We start from the raw sequence: 17,264 nt of genomic DNA, 5'->3' as shown, positions 1-17,264 counted from the left end.
AGCAAAGCCAAGAACTTATCAAAACTTTCATAATGCTCATTCGTTGCTCAAAATAGCATAATCCTATTTATGTCCGGGCCTGGTTTCAAATTACGAATTGAAGATAGAAGAATAATACTTCTTGCTTTTTTGATCATAACTTTTTACACGCTCCTTTATATATTGCCATCCGGTCCCCTCCATAAATGTTTCTTTATATCTACGCATCCATTATCCTTGAAAGTAATCCCTTCCGAAGCCAGCATTGCCCTCTGAATTTCCTTTGAACCAAATGCGTATTCTGGTGCCATTTCTCCGAATCTGTTAACTACCCTGTGGCAGGGTAAATTAAGATAGTCCGGCGCCGCTTTCATAGCCCAGCCTACTATGCGTGCATTTCTTACATCGCCTAAAAATAACGCAATCTGACCGTATGTAGTTACTTTACCTTTAGGTATCTTAGAGACTATTTCATAAACTTTCGAGAAAAAATTACTGGCCATCTTTTACATCTCCAGTCTGTTGGAAGTTAATTTCTTATTGATCCCAAGCACAATTTTCGAACAGATAAGCCCTATAACGATGCCCAATATGACATCTGATGGATAATGAACAAACAAATATATCCTTGAAAATGCGATTAAGACTGCCAGTATAACAGCATATATCCCGTACTTCCTCATTTTCTCATACATAATACCTGACACTGCAAAAGCAGACGTGCTATGCCCTGACGGAAAAGAGTAGCCCAAAGGTTCAGGAATCAATAAACCGACATCAGGCATCGATATAAAGGGCCTTGGCCTTTTGATCAAATGTTTCAGTATTACCTGACCTAAAACCGTACTCACTATCAATGCACAAAGGCACATAAGACCAACATTTCTGTATCTCTTTCTGGTCAGTAAAATTGCCGATATAATTATCCATACTAATCCGCCATTTCCCAGGAATGTTATACGCGGCATTATCATGTCGAATATTGCATTATGAGTATATCTATGAATAAACACAAGCACATTTGTGTCAAAATCGTTTAAAATTTCCACCATAAATCTTCCTCCAATACGGGATATTTTTTATCCGCAGTTATAATAATATATATTTATCATCTTTTACAATTATTTCTATAATACTCTAGTCATATAGATTATGTAAATAATTATACACAACTAAAATATTACATGCAAAGAAAAAGATCGGGTGAGCTTGAATCTGTCGAATGAGTGTTCAAAATAACATAATCTCATATTGCAAAATCGAAGATCGGGTAGTGTGACACATATTTTATATCCGAAGAATATTATTCCAATCGGGTCGCAAAAATATTTTTAGATGTCCATTGACCAAACCGGTTTATCATGCTATGATTATATAAACCGATTCGGTCAATATCATTTGTGAGGTGATCCTTTGGAAAAATTCTTAAATTTGCCCACAGAAAAACAGAATACAATTATCGATGCCGCCCTTACGTCATTTGGTGCCAACGGCTATAAAAAAACGTCCATAAAAGACATAGCCTCTGCTGCCGGAATTTCAAAGGCGATGATATTTCATTACTTCGGGACAAAAAAAGCATTATATCTTTATTTAATTAATTTGTGCGGCAGTATTTTTAAGAATGAAATGGATGAAAAATTCGATAATGGCATTACCGATTTCTTTGACAGAATTATGCTTGCCACCCGTATTGAAATTTCAATTATGAAAAAGCATCCTTCGATCTTTTCATTTTTAATCAGCGCATATTTTGAAAACGATGGCGAAGTAAAAGCCGATAAGGACGCTATTTTATCAAACAGTGAAGGTGAAGATTTCAGACGCAAAATCGCTTTTAAGGGTATGGATGCTTCGAAATTCAAGGATGGCATCGATCCGAAGCTTGTAATGAAAATGCTTACGCTGCTTGGTTATGGATGTATAAATATAGCATCAAGCAAAGTTAAAGTAAACTTTGATTCATTATGCAAAGAATTTGAAGAATGCATTAATTTACTTAAAAATAATTTATATAAAAAAGAATATTTATGATCGAGGCAAATAAAGTATTAGAATACATTAATTTATTAAGAGTTTTTTTAAATGAAAATACAGGAGGGAATTCATATGAGTGTTATTGAAACTAAAAACCTTACAAAAAGTTACGGCAAAGCAAGAGGAATCATCGATGTAAACTTAAATATCGAAGAGGGGGAAATTTTCGGATTTATCGGACCTAACGGAGCGGGGAAATCGACGACTATCCGTACACTGCTTGGGCTTATATACCCTACAAGCGGCAGCGCAACTATATTCGGGAGAAGCTGCATCGATCACCCTGAAATCAGAAAAGAAGTCGGATACCTACCCTCGGAGGTCTTTTATTACGACAATATGAAAGTTTGCGATCTGCTCAAATATTCCGCCAGCTTCTATAAAAAAGACTGTACGAAACGCATAAACGAACTTGCGGAAATAATGGATCTGGACCTGAAAAAGAAGATCGATGACCTTTCCTTCGGCAATAAGAAAAAAGTCGGTATCGTACAGGGATTGCTGCACGAGCCGAAGCTTATCATACTCGATGAACCCACAAGCGGCCTTGATCCACTGATGCAGCAAAGATTTTTCGAACTCATAGAGCAGGAGAACAAAAAAGGTGCGACAGTATTTTTTTCCTCGCATATTTTAAGCGAGGTTCAGAAAATGTGCAGCAGAGTAGCTTTCATCAAAGAAGGCAAAATCATCAAGCTTGAAAAGATGAGCACCCTTCAGGAAAACAGTTATAAAAGGATCAGCATAGAGGCTAAATCTAGCATTTCCAAAGGAATTTTCAATATAAGCGGCGTAAACGGCTTGAAGATCAAGAATAATACGGCCAGCTTTATATTTAGAGGAAACATCAACACCATTATTAAAAGCATCAGCCAGATTGAACTTAGCAACATATCCATCGGCGAGCCCGATTTAGAGGAAATTTTCATGCATTATTATGCAAAGGAGGATTGAACGATATGAATATGTATTTACACGAGCTTAAATCCATGCGAAAGTCGGCTATTATATGGGCATGTGCCCTAATAGGTCTGGCGGCATTATATATTTCAATCTATCCTGAAATGGCAAGCGATGCGGAAGATTTTAAAAAACTGCTTAGCGGTTACCCGCCTACTGTCATGGCGATGCTTGGAATCGACATTAACTACATTACTTCATTTTTAGGATTCTACTCCATGATATTTTCCTTTATTACGCTTTGCGGGGCCATACAGGCCATGAATCTTGGCGTTTCCATACTTTCAAAGGAATCACGGGAGAGAACGGCGGACTTTCTGCTTGTAAAACCTGTCTCACGTTCGGCCATCGTAAGCGCAAAGCTCCTGGCGGCTTTGACAGTAATACTCGCCACCGATGCTGTATTTTATGCTGCATTGTACATCATGGTCAATGCTGCTGAAATAGAAAATTATACTGTAAAACCGTTCTTAATGATCAATCTCACGCTGCTCTTTGTCCAGCTTATTTTTCTGGCCATCGGTATGATTGTTTCGGTATTCTTTAAAAGGCTTAAAAACATACTCCCGATTTCACTTGGCACCGTTTTTGGATTTTACATTATAGGCGCATTGATTGCCACAGATAAAGACAACGATGCAGAACGTTTTATATCCCCTTTTAAATACTTTGACAGCACCTATATCATTAAAAACTCAGGATATGAGGTGCCATATGTTATTGCCGGTGCGATCATTATAGCCGTCGCGATAACTGCATCTTACATCATTTATATAAAAAAAGATATTAACGCCGTGAGCTGAAGATGCTTCCGGATCGAATCAAAGGGAGGTTTTATTATGAATATTTTCTTAAGAGAACTAAAAGCTAATCGAAAATCTATTATCATATGGAGCGTCTGTATGTTCTTGCTGGTGGTAAGCGGCATGAGCAAGTACACGGCTTATTCCTCCGGCGGAGGCAACAATGAAGTCTTTAACAAAATGCCGCATACGATGAAGGCAATACTTGGCATCGGTTCATTTGATGTCACGACCATAAGCGGCTTTTTTGCCCTCATGTTCCTTTACATCGAGCTTACGGCTGCCATCCATGCCGTACTTTTAGGAAGTGGCATAATTGCAAAAGAGGAACGCGATAAAACGGCCGAATTTTTGATGGTCAAACCCGTGTCACGGACTACTATCGTTACTTCAAAGCTCTTGGCCGCTCTGGTAAATGTCTTAATCCTTAACCTCGTTTCTCTCTTTTCATCGATAGTTATGGTTAAGGCTTACAATAATGGCGGAGACATTTCAGGTGAAGTAACAATGTTTATATTGAGCATGTTTATAGTCCAACTGGTTTTTCTGTCCCTCGGAACCTTGCTCTCAGCCTCAATGAAGAATCCAAAGGCCTCAGGGTCCCTTGCTACGGGAATACTGCTCGGCGGATATGTAATATATATAGTTACGGATTTGACTGATCATTTAAATGCTCTGAAAGTACTATCACCTTTTAAATATTTCAGTTATGAAGACATCGTAAATGGAAAGGGCTTAAGCTCCAGCGCCGTTACCATGTCAATTCTGCTCGCAGCCGTTTTTTCTGCTTTAACATATGTCTTCTATCGAAAAAGGGATTTAAAAGTATGATTTATCACTCCATGATAACCGGTACCGGGTGCATTTTTTATATTTGAAGAATAATCTTTATGCACCAAACACTATTTAAGTTTTCCTGGCATAAAAAAATGCGTATGATAATATAAGCAGCCGGAAATGTTTTTCATTTTCCGGTTGCTTATATTATTGCCTCGCTGTCGGCAGCTTACATTAAACAAAACTATCGATAAGCATTTCATTTTGCAGATCCAAAAAGTTTATTTATCGTCACCTGACTATCCTTGTCAGTCAATGCGAGAATATTATCATTTTTGTCGATAACAGTGTCTCCACGCGGAATGATAACATCCTTTCCGCGAAAGATTGCGATAAGTACTGCTTTTGACGGGATCGAAAGATCTCTTAGAGGTTTATTCACAGTTTCGGAATTACCATCGACCTTCACCTGAACAATTGAATAATCTCCGCGATTAAGTTTCATCAATGTCAGCATATTTTTAAGATCCATTTCTTCGACTACGAGATGAGCCATAAGATCAGCCTGATTTAAACCAACATCAACTCCCATTCCTGAGTTAAACAGCCACATATTTTGAGGATTGTTGACACGCGCGATAACACGAGGAACACCAAATTCAAACTTTGCAATCGTAGAAGCAACCAGATTGGTTTCGTCAGCACCGGTAACTGCAGCAACAACGTCAGTCTCTGTAATCCCTGAAGACTCAAGGACGTTTGGCTCTGTCCCGCTACCTAAAACAATGTTGTCTTCCGGTATTTCCTTTTTCAGCTTATCTAAAACATCCTTGCGATTTTCTATAACTTTCACGGAATAGTTATCGTTCAAAAGCAATTTTGCAATATAAGCTCCAACTTTACCTCCACCTATTATAATAATATTCATCTGATTTTCCTCCATTTCTGCTCAAAACCCAGCAGTGTTTTCAATCTGTTTACAGATGTTGTCAAAGCAGCGACAAAAATCACATCATGTTTATGAAAAACCGTACCCCTGGTCGGCATAAAGGTTTTATTATCACGGCAGATTGCAATAACCTGAATTTCACCGATAACTGTGAGTTCATTTACGGTTCTGCCTGCCAAAAGAGCAGGCGTCTCGGCCCTTATTATTTCAACATCCCCTAATGTTAAAATGCTGTCAAGCTGATTATAACTCAGCATCTCTGCCGCTCGATGAACACCCCATGTAGTCGTGGATATTGTCTGAATGCCGAGGCTTCTATAAATCTCGGCCCTACGCGGATCATACAACCTTGATATAACCCTCGGGACTCTATAAATATTTCGTGAAATCCTGCCGATAAGCGCATTTGCATCATCGCTCTTAGTGCATGCCACAATTGCATCGGCAAAGTTGATCTGGGCTTTCTCAAGTATGCCCTTATCAAAACCGATACCCACAATAGTTTCCCCTTTAAAATCTTTGCCAAGAAGCTCAAATGCCTGCGGGTTGGTATCAATAATAGTTACTTTATGCCCTTTTTTTGAGAGGTTTTGGGCTAATCCCGAGCCAAGCTTGCCACAACCGACTATAATAACTTTCATAAGTATTTACACCTCATTTCTTAATTATTTTCTTTTTTCATGTCTGCGAGAAACAGCTTTTCTAATTTCCTCAAGAAGCAAAATCAATGGAGGTAGAAAAATCAGGAATACCCATTCTCTGATGCCTATGGATGCTGTCTGGAAAATTGCATGCATAAACGGCGCATAGATAATTAAACTAATGAGCACTATTTCAAAAGCAATGCCTAACATTACTCTTTTATTACTAAACAGGCCTACTTTAAAAACAGACTGCTTCTCTGTACGGCAGTTTAACACCATGCCAACCTGGCAGAAGACAATGGCTGCAAGTGTCATGGTTGTCGCTCTCCTGTAAACTATACCTGAACTTGCAAGTGGAACATTCGGCCATCCATTCAGCATATTCACAAAAAAATAAGCACCCATTGCGGCAATAGACTCTAATAATCCATACCAGAAAAATCCCTTGATGAAAATTTGCTTATTTAATAGTCTTTCCTTCTGTGAACGTGGCGGCTTATCCATAACGCCCTTCTCCGGCAACTCTGTGCCAAGCCCAAGAGCCGGCATCATATCCGTGCCAAGGTCAATAGAAAGAATCTGCATAACTGTCAATGGCAGTGGAATCATACCTCTTGAGAACAGAAAAGCCGCAGAAGGTACTCCCTCTGGGACGTTGCTGTTAAGAATATACAGAATAAATTTCCTGATATTGCTGTACACTGCACGCCCTTCTTCAATGGCTCTAACAATTGAAGCAAAATTGTCATCAGTCAGTATCATGTCGGCAGCTTCCTTGGCAACGTCCGTACCCGTGATACCCATAGCCACGCCGATATCAGCTTTTTTTAACGCAGGTGAATCATTAACACCGTCGCCTGTTACAGCCACAATATGCCCCATTTCCTGCAAGTTGCTTACCACCCTGTATTTTTGTTCCGGCGCCACTCTGGCAAAAATAACCTCATCCTTTAAGGCTTCTTTAAGTTCCTCATCCGGCATGTTTTCCAGTTCCACACCTGATATGATCCGCGGGTGTTTTCCTTTGACAATGCCGATACGTTTGGCAATGCTCTCAGCCGTCAGACCATAATCACCTGTTATCATGATAACACGAATATTGGCCCTATGGCATACCTCAACAGCCTTTGCAACTTCCGGTCTCGGAGGATCTGCCATGACGGTGAGCCCGACAAATGTCAGATCTTTTTCAATGATTTCAGGAGTATATGCGCTCAATGCAGCAGGCAGATTATCCTTTCTCGACAAAAGCCTGTATGCGACAGCCAGTACCCTTAAGCCGTTGCTGGCGTAGCGATCATTTGCCTCCATTATTTTTCTGCGCTGTTCATCTGTCAACTCTTCCCGGGCTCCATGGCGATATATCCCCGTGCACAGTTCCAATACTTCCTTAGGCGCACCTTTTACGTAGGCAATCCTTCGGCAGCCATCTACAACATTTTCCAACTGATGAATGGTACTCATCCTTTTACGCCTTGAATCGAAGGGCAATTCCCTGAGTCTCGGTGTCAATGTTGACTGCTCTTCAATATCAATTCCTGCTTTTTGGGCAACTACTCCCAGACAAGCCTCTGTAGGGTCACCTAAAACGGTATACCTGTCGGATTCTTTATTGGGTGGAACCACACGGGCATTGCTGCATAAAGCGGCTGCAGTAAGAAGCAGTTTTAAATCTCCATTATCGGTAGCACTGACCTCACGATCCCCCGCCAGAATTTTCCCTGTAGGAGCATATCCGAGACCCGTAACTTCATATTCCTGATCCGGCATCCATAGATGGTGTACAGTCATTTCGTTCTGCGTCAGCGTCCCGGTCTTATCCGAACAAATAACCGAGGTACAACCCAGTGTTTCGACAGCCGAAAGCTTTTTGACCAGCGCATGCTCTTTAGCCATACGCTGAACAGCCATGGCCAGCGATAAGGTAACAGTCGGCAGTAACCCTTCAGGTATAAATGCAACAATCATCCCTAACGAAAAGATGAAAACTTCAGCCAATGGTTCTTTTACAAAAATAGAAGCGGCTACAAAAAATAAGACTCCAAAGCTTACAGCAATAACTGAAACCTGTTTTGTCAGTATATCAAGTTCCCGCTCCAGTGGACTCTGCTCTTCCCTCATGGTTTGCGTCAAATTTGCAATTTTTCCAAATTCAGTTTTCATTCCTATCGATACGACCACTGCTTTTGCCGTACCGCTTGCCACGCTGGTCCCCGCAAAAATAAGATTTGGAATTTCATACCGTGAAAGATCTTCTTTTAAAACAGAGTCATAAGTTCTACGTACCGGATTGGATTCGCCCGTCAGTGTAGATTGATTTACCTGAAGGTCGCTGCTTTCAAGCACTCGGGCATCAGCGGATATCTTATCGCCTTCCGCAACAAGCATTATGTCCCCGGGCGCCAGATCCTCAGACAGTATCTGCTGCTCTTTATTATCCCTTATAACCCTCACATACGAAGGCAGCATCTTCTTCAATGCTTCCGTAGCTTTGCTGGCACGATATTCCTGGAAGAAACTAAAAACACCGTTTATGATATTGACCAGCCAAATTGCAATGCCTAGCTCCGGCATCTTAGCTATAAATGCAATAATACCGCCTACCCATAATAAAATAGCCATTAAGCTGGCAAAGTTAGACAAAAAAACTAAAATAACAGATTTGCCTTTTTTGCGGCTTATAACATTCTTGCCATACTTTTTCTGCCTCTCTTCTGCTTCCGATGCCGTTAAACCTTTATAACTTGTATCCAATGCTTTGCATGCATCTTCGGATGTAAGTTTATATATTTTTTCAATGCTTTCATTATTTTGTATTTGTTTATCTTTTTCCATTCTAAAGTACCTTCATTCATATTTTTAATATTGAATTTAATAGTATAATCAAGTATTACTACATTATCATAACTTGTCGTAAATTGCAATATTATTGCCGCCTTCGGGGTATATTATAAATATGCACCGCCGCCTTTATGACTTCTGCATGCTTATTCATTTAAACATAATTTAATTAAATCATTAACATCTGCTCTTGCCATACATTCTACGGTATCCGCCGCACCATAATAAATTTTAACCTCTCCGCTCTCCTCCAGTATCATACCGCCAGGGAAAATCACATCATTTCTAAAACCGTTTCTCTCATATTCCGCCTCTGGAATTATCAAAGGAAGCTTAGACATCCCTATTACTTTTGAAGGGTTTTCTAAATCGAGCAGCATGATTCCGGCACTATATCTTTTGCGCCAGAAATCCTCCCATCCGTTTTTACCTCTGCTGTCATCTGTATCCACTGCATGAAAGGTTGTAAGCCAGCCATATTTTGTTTTAACAGGAGGTGCCGCGGGGCCTATTTTATTATTGGCGAAAGAAACATCTTCAACGGACAATACAAGCTTCGAATCTCCCCAGTATCTTAAATCCGGAGAACTTGAAAGCCATATGTCAAACCGGTCACTTCCTCTGCTGTAAACTGGCATGGGCCTCTCAAGCCGGGTATAAAGCCCGCCTATTTTTTCGGGAAACAGAACCATATTTCTGTTATCAGGAACAGACATATTTAAAACCCTTATACTCTGAAAATCGTCTGTAACCCCGATGCCTCCCCGCGTCCCATGATTTGTGTCCACTGCAAAACATATATAGCATTTGCCATCGATTACCGTGAGTCTCGGATCATAAAACCTTCTAATTTTAGAATCATTCAGCATTTCTACAGTAAAGAACGGCTTGCTTTCAACCTTCCAGCTTATACCGTCACTGCTGTATGCAATGCCAAGATTCGTCCCCTTAAACTTTCCATCCTTATATCCATAATCATTTCTGAATATCATTACGTATTTCCCCTGATATTTAATAACTCCGGCGTTAAAAATCAAGTTTGCATCATAGGGAACATCCTTAGCTGATAATACAGGATTTTTTTCGCAGCGTTTTATTACGTGGCTGCATTTCAAAATACCTACAGAACTATTATGCATATTTTTTCACTTCCATAAACATATTAATTTTATTTATTCACTATACTTCTCCATGTCAAAGTATCTTTGCGTATTTTTATTGACGATTTCAATTTTATCCACACACTATATAATTATATCATACTTATTATCCATATTTTGGGCAAATTTTATATATGCTTACCTTTTCTCTGGATTAATAAGCACGCGCTTTACCTCCTGAAAGAAGCAAATTGATTTTATACATTGAATCCGGAGATGATAGTAAAATGACCCTATCGCCTGCCTTAAGACCGGTATTCCCTTGAGGAATTATTGTTTGCTCCGCCTTTATTATGCAGCCGATAATGCTATCCTTTGGAAGCCCGATTTCCCATAACTTTTTGTTTAGCACGGGGGACTTATCATCCAATTCAACCTCACAAATAACTATCTTTCCATTTTCCATTGGCAAATAGCTTTTTAAGTTTTCCATTATCGCCTCTTGTTCAATAGCGTCTGTAAGTATCTGCGCAACACTGATGCATTTATTCACGCCGAGTTCCCTGAACACCCTCATATTTTCAGGATCGTTTACAACTGCAAACGTGTTTTTGACATAAAACTGCTTTTTGGCGATTTCGCAGACGATCAAATTTGCAGAATCCATATTGCTTAAAGCAATAACCGTATCCATTTTCAAAATGCCTGCATCCTCCAGTATATATGGTTTGGTCCCGTCGCCATTGATGCTTATTACTTCATATGTATTTGTAAGCATTTTACACAACTCACAATCTTCGTTTACGACAGTGATATTATGCCCCTTGCTCTTTAAAAATTTTGTTAAAAAGTTAACTTTTCGATGACCGCCAACTAAAAGAATCTTCATATCTTCTCACTCTCCTTGCACAGAACAATTCTTTTAAATTCATTTGTCGACAACGTTACAGGACAAATAGACACGATATCCATGCCATTATAAGCGATTTGCTTTGAGGAATCATATATTCGGGCAATCACTCTATTTATCCTGAAAATCTGTTTTGCAATTTGAGCTATCATAATATTGGTATTATCGTCGCTAGTCGATGCAACTAAAATATCAGCATTTTTGGCACCTGCAAATATCAGCAAATCAATATCTGTGCCATTACCCTCTATGGAAATTCCTCCATAAGATGATGATAATTTTCTAAAGGCTTTTTCATCTATATCTATATCTGGGTCGCGATAATGCTCATTGCATCTTTCCCTGTCGATGCCTCAACACAATCGTATTCCTGTGATCTTAGCGAGAAATCTATAAATTTGCGTATTTGTTTATCATCCTCAACGACTAATAATAACCCCATTTCAATCCTCCTATGCGTTCAAATAAAACCGGAATGTCGCACCACCCGCACTGTTGTTCTTTGCATATATTTCACCACCATGGTAATTTACAATAGACTTGCATATAGCAAGTCCAAGACCGATCCCCTGCCTTGCGTCTGCACGGGAATTGTTTGAAACATAAAACATATCAAAGATCTTCGGCAAATCGTCCTTGTTAATTCCCGTTCCATTGTCTGATACTTCAAACCAAGCCTTTTTACCATCCAGCCAAACCGATACATTAATTTCGTCTGACGGTGCCGTATGCTTGATTGCGTTATCGACTAAATTTATGAGCACTTGTTCTATGAGCTTCCCATCCATGGGAATGAACAGCACCTCATTTGGAACAGAAACCCGAATTTTATGGTCGGGAGCGTACTTTGAAACCCGGTCAATAGCCTCTGAAACGATTTCTTCAACGGCTTCAGGCCGAATGTTAAGCGACAGCCGACCCTCCTGAATTCTCGTCAAGCTTAAAATGTTTTCAACCAAACGTGTAAGCCAGCAAGAATCCTCATATATTCCCATAGTGATTTTGATATTTTCATCATCCTTCAAATTTTGAAGAAGCATTTCCGCAGCACCTGCAATTCCAGCAAGCGGAGTTCTTAAATCATGAGAAATGGCCCGAAGAAGATTACTCTTAAACCTTTCTCGTTCGGCTTCAGCTCTTGCAGTTTCCCTTTCACTGGTAAGAAGCTCACGCTCCATAGCGATGGTAATCTGCATGACGACCGAATCCAAGAGGAACCGGTTTTCATCGCTCATAGTTTCAAGTCCCTTGGGCAAGCAAACAAAACAAATTACATTTCCGCGAACTGTCATCGGAAATGTATAATGATCTTTCTTTATCTTTTCAATTTCGTTTATATTTATATCCTCACTAATGATCCTCCTGTCTGACTTTTGAGCTTTTACTTCCTTTGCCGTATTCTCCTTTTGCTGTATTACAATACAGATTATGTCGCATTCCAGAAGGTTTAACAGACATTTTGCCGATACAGCCGCGACTTCTTCCACACTACCGGTTTTTGCAAGAGAACTTGTTATATTATAAAGAATCTGCGCCTGTTTTTCCCGTTTACTGGCAAGTTCTTTCAACTTTATCAATTTGCTGGTCAGCGCGCTCGTAAAAATTGCAGCCAGTAGCATGACTATAAACGTGAAAATATATGTACTGTCATCCACGCCAAAAGTATACAAGGGCTTTGTAAAAAAGAAATTAAATGATAGCATGGAAATAAGCGAAGCCGCTATCCCATAGGCATAACCTTTTGTATAACGTGACGTAATTAATACGGAGAGAATGTATATAACAACAATATTTACCTCCGATAAGCCTATATATTGAATCAGGAACGATAAAAGCGTGGTAGAAGAATTCAGGAAAAGAGTTATTGCTACATCCTTAACAACTTTTTTAGAATTAATTTTCGCGGTAATCAACTTATACAACTTCTATTCCCTCCTTGATAATTACAAAATGCATAAAAGTAAAATAATAGATTCATCACAACCTTTAATTAAAACCGACCTGCTTTTTTATGCTTGATGCCTTAAATTTTCTAATATAGCATTTTGTCACTCGTTGATTCAACAATTATAATTAATTATAGCATAACTGTGAATAGGTATTAGAACACGAATATCCGGATTAATTCCGGCCCTCGAGCTTATAGGCGTAATTCACAGTATAGTAATCATATTTAAAAGATTGATTATGGATATTAAAGAGCTGCTCTCTTAAAAAGCGCGCATAAAGATAAAAAAGTGGAGACATTAATATAATTTTATTAACATCACCACTTTCGTCAAATATAATGGGATCAATATAAAATCGTGGTATAGACAATAAATCGGTCAATACCGGATTCATTGCCCGTTATCTTTATTATTTTCAACAATAATTATATCGACTCTCCTGTTCTTTTGTCTTCCCTCAGGAGTATTGTTATCCGCGATAGGCTTATATTCCCCGTATCCTGCCACTTGAAATTTTTCCGGTTTTAATCCCTTCTCATCCGTAAAATATCTTAATATCTTTACGGCACGGTCGGACGATAGTTCCCAGTTTGATTGATAATATCCCGAATTTATAGGTCTATTATCCGTATAACCTTCGACAATTATGTTGTTCGGCAAGCTTTTTAAAAGCACGCTTATTTTATCAAGCACTCCTATATTTTCCGGTTTTATTGTGGCACTTCCCGGGTCAAACAATATTTTTTCCTGAAGTTCAAGGGAAATTCCATTGCTCTGCTTCTTAACACTTACTTTGCCTTCAAGATTACTATCCTTTACATATTTGTCAACCTGGTCATAAGTTGGACTGCCATTGTCTGACTGCGTACCGCTCATGGGCACTCCTCCGATATCCGATGTATCGAATAGACTTATCCTGGTGCCGCTGCTAAATGTATTATAAAAAGACTCGAGAGTTTGTTTGACTTTACCTTGATTTAATACTGCCATAGCATAAAGAATAACAAAAAGATACAACAACAATGTCATCATATCTGCATATGAAACAAGCCAATTCTCAGCAGGAGTCTCCAAGCCTTTTCTCTTTTTATGCCGCATTTCTAATCACCGCTTCTTCCTGATTCCTCTGGCCATTGCTTAGCTCATATTCTTTCTTTTCTTTAGCTGATAAAAATGTCTTCAAATTTTCTTCCATGATTCTCGGATTTACGCCCGAGTGTATGTCCATAATACCTTCAAGCACCAACTCCATTTTGTTTAATTCATCTGAATTCTTAATATCAAGCTTGTTTGCAAGCGGGGCAAACACAAGGTTTGATAAAACTGCTCCATAAAACGAAGTTACAAGCACTGTTGCAAATGCCGAACTAAACCTGCTCATATCTTTAAAGTTTGCCATCATCAAAATGAGCCCGATGAATGTTCCCAACATGCCATATGACGGAGCAAGGTTTGCCCACATTCTGAATACTTGAACATATTTTTTGTGCCTTTCCTCTGTTTTATCCATTGCAAGCTCCATAGTCTTTTGTATCGAATCTTCTTCAAATCCATCAATTATCATCTGTACTCCAGACTTTATGTAATTGTCATTTATTTTATCAATTTCATTTTCCAGAGATAAAAGGCCTTCCCTTCTTGCTTGTTTTGATAAATCTATAAACATTCTGATGATGTCGATTTTCGATTCTTCTTTGCTCATAAAAGCGGTTTTTAAAACATTAGGGATATTCTTTACGGTTTCCCACTTGAACGATATTATAATTGATGAAAATGAGCCAAATATTACAATGAAGATTGAAGGTACATCAAAGAAAAGCATGAATGTCTTTCCGATATCCTTTTGTCCCCATATTAAGCTTAGTGTGATAACCAGTACTCCTGACAATAGACCAAGAGCAGTTGAAAAATCTTTTCTTCTCATTTTATATTTACCTCCCAAAAATTATAGTACGTTAAAACAGCATCTATTAATAAGAGCAATTTCATCGACTATCCATTGCCTCCTGCTCAGTTCCATACGCTCAAAAAAGCATTATCCATATTTCCATAACGCCCTTTTTCAATCTTTGCATTGGCATAAATCTGCGCAATAATCTATATTATTTTATCGGATTTTATTCTATATACTTTATAGAAATCAGTATGTATATTTTATCAAGAGAATATGATTTTATTCTTAATATGTTTTCAAATTTGGAATTTTTATGCATTGAAATTTATAAAAAAGCAGCCGATAACTGAAATTTTTACGCTTATATAAACGTAAAGCACAGTTATCAGCTGTTTTTAAGCCCGATTATTATCATGTAATTCTTCAACTCTGAACAAAACATAAAATAGATAAATAAAGCAAGCGCAAGGAATGTAGTATAAAGATCAAATCCATACCCGATTTGTGCTTAACCATAAATTAACAAGAATTTAAAGTGTCTCCTACAATAGGTATATATAATGATAATAAACTTAGTAATTTTTTCCACAGGCAGAAAATTACAAATGGATATGAAAGGTTTGAGACTATATTTGATAACTTTGGAGGAATGCTAATGAACTGGCTTAAAGATTTTGGAAAAATATTGATAAAATGGTTTAATAACTTGAGAATAGTGTATAAGCTGACAATATCTTTTTTTATAATATCCATCTTTATAGGGCTGGTAGGGTTTATTGGAATATCGAATATGGGAAAAATAAACAGCAATGCTGTTTCAATGTATGATTATAATCTGGTATCCTTGAATAAACTTAATGATATCAAAAACAATTCTCAGCAGGTATATAGTGAAATCCTCATCCTCACCTATGCAAGGGATATAAATAAAATAAAACGGTCAGAAAGGCATTTGAATGAGCTTAAAAATGAAAATAACCAGTATATAAAAGAATTCGAGGACTTGGGTTTAGCGCAGAATGTAAATGTGCTAATGGTACAATATAAAAAATACCTCGAGGATTATGTAAATTCATACAGTAAACTTGTTGAATTGGCCAAAGATCATAAATATGAAGAAGCTGAGGCAATCCTGCCTGATGTTTCCGAGATCGAAACCAACATGGCGGATGTGATCAATTCAATAATAAATTTAAATATCAAACATGCTTACAATGCTAACATCAACAATAAATCGATATATAGAAAGTCCTTATATGCAATGACCGGCATAATAATCTCGGGATTGTCGATTGCGATAATGCTGGGATTTTTAATTTCTTATCTGATATCAAAACAGATCAATAAAGTACTGGATCTAGGCAGAGCCATCGGAAAAGGTGACTTGACCCAAAAGATCAGTATTAACACGAAAGATGAGATAGGCAAAGTCTCTACCGAATTAAGCAGGGCAAGCGAGAATACGAGAAGACTGATAATGGAAATCACCGGGAGTTCTGAAAAAATAGCCCTCTCAAGCAATAAGTTGTCCTCCACAATCAAGGGCACGCTATCGAGGATGCAGCGCATCAGCGAGGCGGCGGAACAGATATACAAGGGAACTGAAGAATTAGGTACTACATCGGAAGAGGTCGGGGCATCAGCGGAAGAGATCATGGCATCCATTGATGAACTTGGCAATAAGGCAAAGAACGGGAGTATATCTTCTAAACAGATAAAGGAACGCGCAATTAAAATTAAAGAGAAGTGTGTCGGCTCTATAAATACAAGTAAAAACATATATAAGGATAAGCATACAAAGATTCTTAAGGCGATTGAAGAATTAAAAGTGGTTGACGAAGTCAAAAGCATGGCAAAATCCATTTCGAGCATCGCAGCGCAGACCAGTTTACTTGCTCTGAATGCATCAATTGAAGCCGCAAGGGCAGGAGAGCATGGAAGAGGATTTGCGGTTATTGCCAACGATATTCGTAAACTTTCCGAAAAATCAAATACAACCGCCCGCAGCATAAACAAAACTATGATAAAATTAGAGGAAGCATTCAATGATATCACCATAAATGCCCAGGATATTTTAGATTTCATCGAAAATAATGCCAATCCGGATTATAAATTAATAATAGAAACTGGAATGAAGTATGAGGATGATGCCAAATTTGTAAGCAAAACGTCTGAAGAAATGAGTTTGGAAGTAAGTTCTATGATAACCTCGGTCAAGCAAATCAGCAATGCCGTTTACACTATAGCTTTAACGTCCCAGAAATTCGTATCCGGCTCTAAAGCTATCTTAGACAGTATCAATGATGTTAAAATCTCTGTTGAAGACGCAACCGAATCAATAGAAGGCCAGACCACGCTGGTAGAAAAATTTAATACCTTAGTTAAAAAGTTTAAGATATAGAAGATGAATATGCACCTTTA

General features: G+C 38.4%; 17 protein-coding genes. 5 read left to right on the top strand and 12 right to left on the bottom strand.

Annotated features, from left to right (window positions below):
* Positions 1-155: 155 nt before the first annotated feature.
* Both QME45_09770 and QME45_09765 read right to left on the bottom strand, forming a co-directional pair.
* Positions 156-482, bottom strand: a complete 327-nt coding sequence (locus QME45_09770) for a methylated-DNA--[protein]-cysteine S-methyltransferase (GenBank protein MDI6618944.1) — start codon at positions 480-482, stop codon at positions 156-158.
* Positions 483-485: 3 nt separating this feature from the next.
* Positions 486-1,031, bottom strand: coding sequence for a phosphatase PAP2 family protein (locus QME45_09765; GenBank protein ID MDI6618943.1), 546 nt, complete (start codon positions 1,029-1,031; stop codon positions 486-488).
* Positions 1,032-1,392: 361 nt separating this feature from the next.
* Here QME45_09765 and QME45_09760 point away from each other — a divergent pair, with 361 nt between their 5' ends.
* From QME45_09760 to QME45_09745, 4 genes are all read left to right on the top strand, one after another.
* Positions 1,393-2,013: a TetR/AcrR family transcriptional regulator gene (locus tag QME45_09760; GenBank protein MDI6618942.1), complete on the top strand. Its 621-nt coding sequence runs from the start codon at positions 1,393-1,395 to the stop codon at positions 2,011-2,013.
* A gap of 75 nt (positions 2,014-2,088) precedes the next feature.
* Entirely contained in the window at positions 2,089-2,970 is an 882-nt protein-coding gene (locus tag QME45_09755; GenBank protein ID MDI6618941.1) for an ABC transporter ATP-binding protein, read from the top strand.
* Between the two features lie 5 nt (positions 2,971-2,975).
* Positions 2,976-3,779 (top strand): ABC transporter permease subunit, encoded by an 804-nt coding sequence (locus tag QME45_09750; protein ID MDI6618940.1) that lies wholly within the window; start codon positions 2,976-2,978, stop codon positions 3,777-3,779.
* 36 nt (positions 3,780-3,815) lie between these two features.
* Positions 3,816-4,610 (top strand): ABC transporter permease subunit, encoded by a 795-nt coding sequence (locus QME45_09745; protein ID MDI6618939.1) that lies wholly within the window; start codon positions 3,816-3,818, stop codon positions 4,608-4,610.
* Positions 4,611-4,815: 205 nt separating this feature from the next.
* Here QME45_09745 and QME45_09740 read toward each other — a convergent pair whose 3' ends face one another.
* From QME45_09740 to QME45_09695, 10 genes are all read right to left on the bottom strand, one after another.
* The gene (locus QME45_09740; GenBank protein MDI6618938.1) at positions 4,816-5,499 is read right to left on the bottom strand and encodes an NAD-binding protein; all 684 of its coding nucleotides are present in this window, start codon (positions 5,497-5,499) and stop codon (positions 4,816-4,818) included.
* Positions 5,481-6,146 (bottom strand): TrkA family potassium uptake protein, encoded by a 666-nt coding sequence (locus tag QME45_09735; protein ID MDI6618937.1) that lies wholly within the window; start codon positions 6,144-6,146, stop codon positions 5,481-5,483. Before QME45_09735 ends, QME45_09740 begins: the two co-directional genes overlap by 19 nt.
* A 24-nt stretch (positions 6,147-6,170) precedes the next feature.
* Entirely contained in the window at positions 6,171-8,984 is a 2,814-nt protein-coding gene (locus tag QME45_09730; protein MDI6618936.1) for a cation-transporting P-type ATPase, read from the bottom strand.
* Between the two features lie 152 nt (positions 8,985-9,136).
* Positions 9,137-10,129 carry a glycoside hydrolase family 130 protein gene (locus tag QME45_09725; protein ID MDI6618935.1) on the bottom strand — a complete coding sequence of 331 codons (993 nt, stop codon included), beginning with the start codon at positions 10,127-10,129 and terminating at the stop codon, positions 9,137-9,139.
* A 175-nt stretch (positions 10,130-10,304) separates the two neighbouring features.
* Complete coding sequence (locus QME45_09720) at positions 10,305-10,979, bottom strand: TrkA family potassium uptake protein (protein MDI6618934.1); 675 nt, start codon at positions 10,977-10,979, stop codon at positions 10,305-10,307.
* The gene (locus QME45_09715; protein ID MDI6618933.1) at positions 10,976-11,251 is read right to left on the bottom strand and encodes an NAD-binding protein; all 276 of its coding nucleotides are present in this window, start codon (positions 11,249-11,251) and stop codon (positions 10,976-10,978) included. The genes QME45_09720 and QME45_09715 overlap by 4 nt, the downstream gene beginning before the upstream one ends.
* A gap of 53 nt (positions 11,252-11,304) precedes the next feature.
* The gene (locus QME45_09710; GenBank protein ID MDI6618932.1) at positions 11,305-11,442 is read right to left on the bottom strand and encodes a hypothetical protein; all 138 of its coding nucleotides are present in this window, start codon (positions 11,440-11,442) and stop codon (positions 11,305-11,307) included.
* 10 nt (positions 11,443-11,452) lie between these two features.
* On the bottom strand, positions 11,453-12,922 hold the full coding sequence (locus tag QME45_09705; protein MDI6618931.1) for an ATP-binding protein: 1,470 nt from the start codon (positions 12,920-12,922) through the stop codon (positions 11,453-11,455).
* Between the two features lie 417 nt (positions 12,923-13,339).
* Positions 13,340-14,047 (bottom strand): OmpA family protein, encoded by a 708-nt coding sequence (locus QME45_09700; GenBank protein ID MDI6618930.1) that lies wholly within the window; start codon positions 14,045-14,047, stop codon positions 13,340-13,342.
* Entirely contained in the window at positions 14,037-14,873 is an 837-nt protein-coding gene (locus QME45_09695) for a MotA/TolQ/ExbB proton channel family protein (protein MDI6618929.1), read from the bottom strand. The genes QME45_09700 and QME45_09695 overlap by 11 nt, the downstream gene beginning before the upstream one ends.
* Before the next feature lie 625 nt (positions 14,874-15,498).
* Between QME45_09695 and QME45_09690 the strand changes: the two genes are divergently transcribed.
* A complete protein-coding gene (locus QME45_09690) occupies positions 15,499-17,244 on the top strand; it encodes a methyl-accepting chemotaxis protein (GenBank protein ID MDI6618928.1) in 1,746 nt (581 codons plus the stop codon).
* The last annotated feature ends 20 nt before the right edge of the window (positions 17,245-17,264 follow it).

Source organism: Clostridiales bacterium (assembly GCA_030016385.1).
Lineage (GTDB): Bacteria > Bacillota > Clostridia > Clostridiales > Oxobacteraceae > JASEJN01.
Note: the sequence above shows the minus strand (reverse complement) of the source record. Positions and strands in the feature narration are given on the sequence as shown.

Excerpts from the sequence above, each read along its gene's own strand:
- QME45_09765 (MDI6618943.1), bottom strand. The coding sequence starts at position 1,031 with ATGGTGGAAATTTTAAACGATTTTGACACAAATGTGCTTGTGTTTATT.
- QME45_09750 (MDI6618940.1), top strand. The coding sequence starts at position 2,976 with ATGAATATGTATTTACACGAGCTTAAATCCATGCGAAAGTCGGCTATT.
- QME45_09745 (MDI6618939.1), top strand. The coding sequence starts at position 3,816 with ATGAATATTTTCTTAAGAGAACTAAAAGCTAATCGAAAATCTATTATC.
- QME45_09770 (MDI6618944.1), bottom strand. The coding sequence starts at position 482 with ATGGCCAGTAATTTTTTCTCGAAAGTTTATGAAATAGTCTCTAAGATA.
- QME45_09725 (MDI6618935.1), bottom strand. The coding sequence starts at position 10,129 with ATGCATAATAGTTCTGTAGGTATTTTGAAATGCAGCCACGTAATAAAA.
- QME45_09730 (MDI6618936.1), bottom strand. The coding sequence starts at position 8,984 with ATGGAAAAAGATAAACAAATACAAAATAATGAAAGCATTGAAAAAATA.
- QME45_09740 (MDI6618938.1), bottom strand. The coding sequence starts at position 5,499 with ATGGAGGAAAATCAGATGAATATTATTATAATAGGTGGAGGTAAAGTT.
- QME45_09690 (MDI6618928.1), top strand. The coding sequence starts at position 15,499 with ATGAACTGGCTTAAAGATTTTGGAAAAATATTGATAAAATGGTTTAAT.
- QME45_09695 (MDI6618929.1), bottom strand. The coding sequence starts at position 14,873 with ATGAGAAGAAAAGATTTTTCAACTGCTCTTGGTCTATTGTCAGGAGTA.
- QME45_09755 (MDI6618941.1), top strand. The coding sequence starts at position 2,089 with ATGAGTGTTATTGAAACTAAAAACCTTACAAAAAGTTACGGCAAAGCA.
- QME45_09710 (MDI6618932.1), bottom strand. The coding sequence starts at position 11,442 with ATGGGGTTATTATTAGTCGTTGAGGATGATAAACAAATACGCAAATTT.
- QME45_09735 (MDI6618937.1), bottom strand. The coding sequence starts at position 6,146 with ATGAAAGTTATTATAGTCGGTTGTGGCAAGCTTGGCTCGGGATTAGCC.
- QME45_09700 (MDI6618930.1), bottom strand. The coding sequence starts at position 14,047 with ATGCGGCATAAAAAGAGAAAAGGCTTGGAGACTCCTGCTGAGAATTGG.
- QME45_09720 (MDI6618934.1), bottom strand. The coding sequence starts at position 10,979 with ATGAAGATTCTTTTAGTTGGCGGTCATCGAAAAGTTAACTTTTTAACA.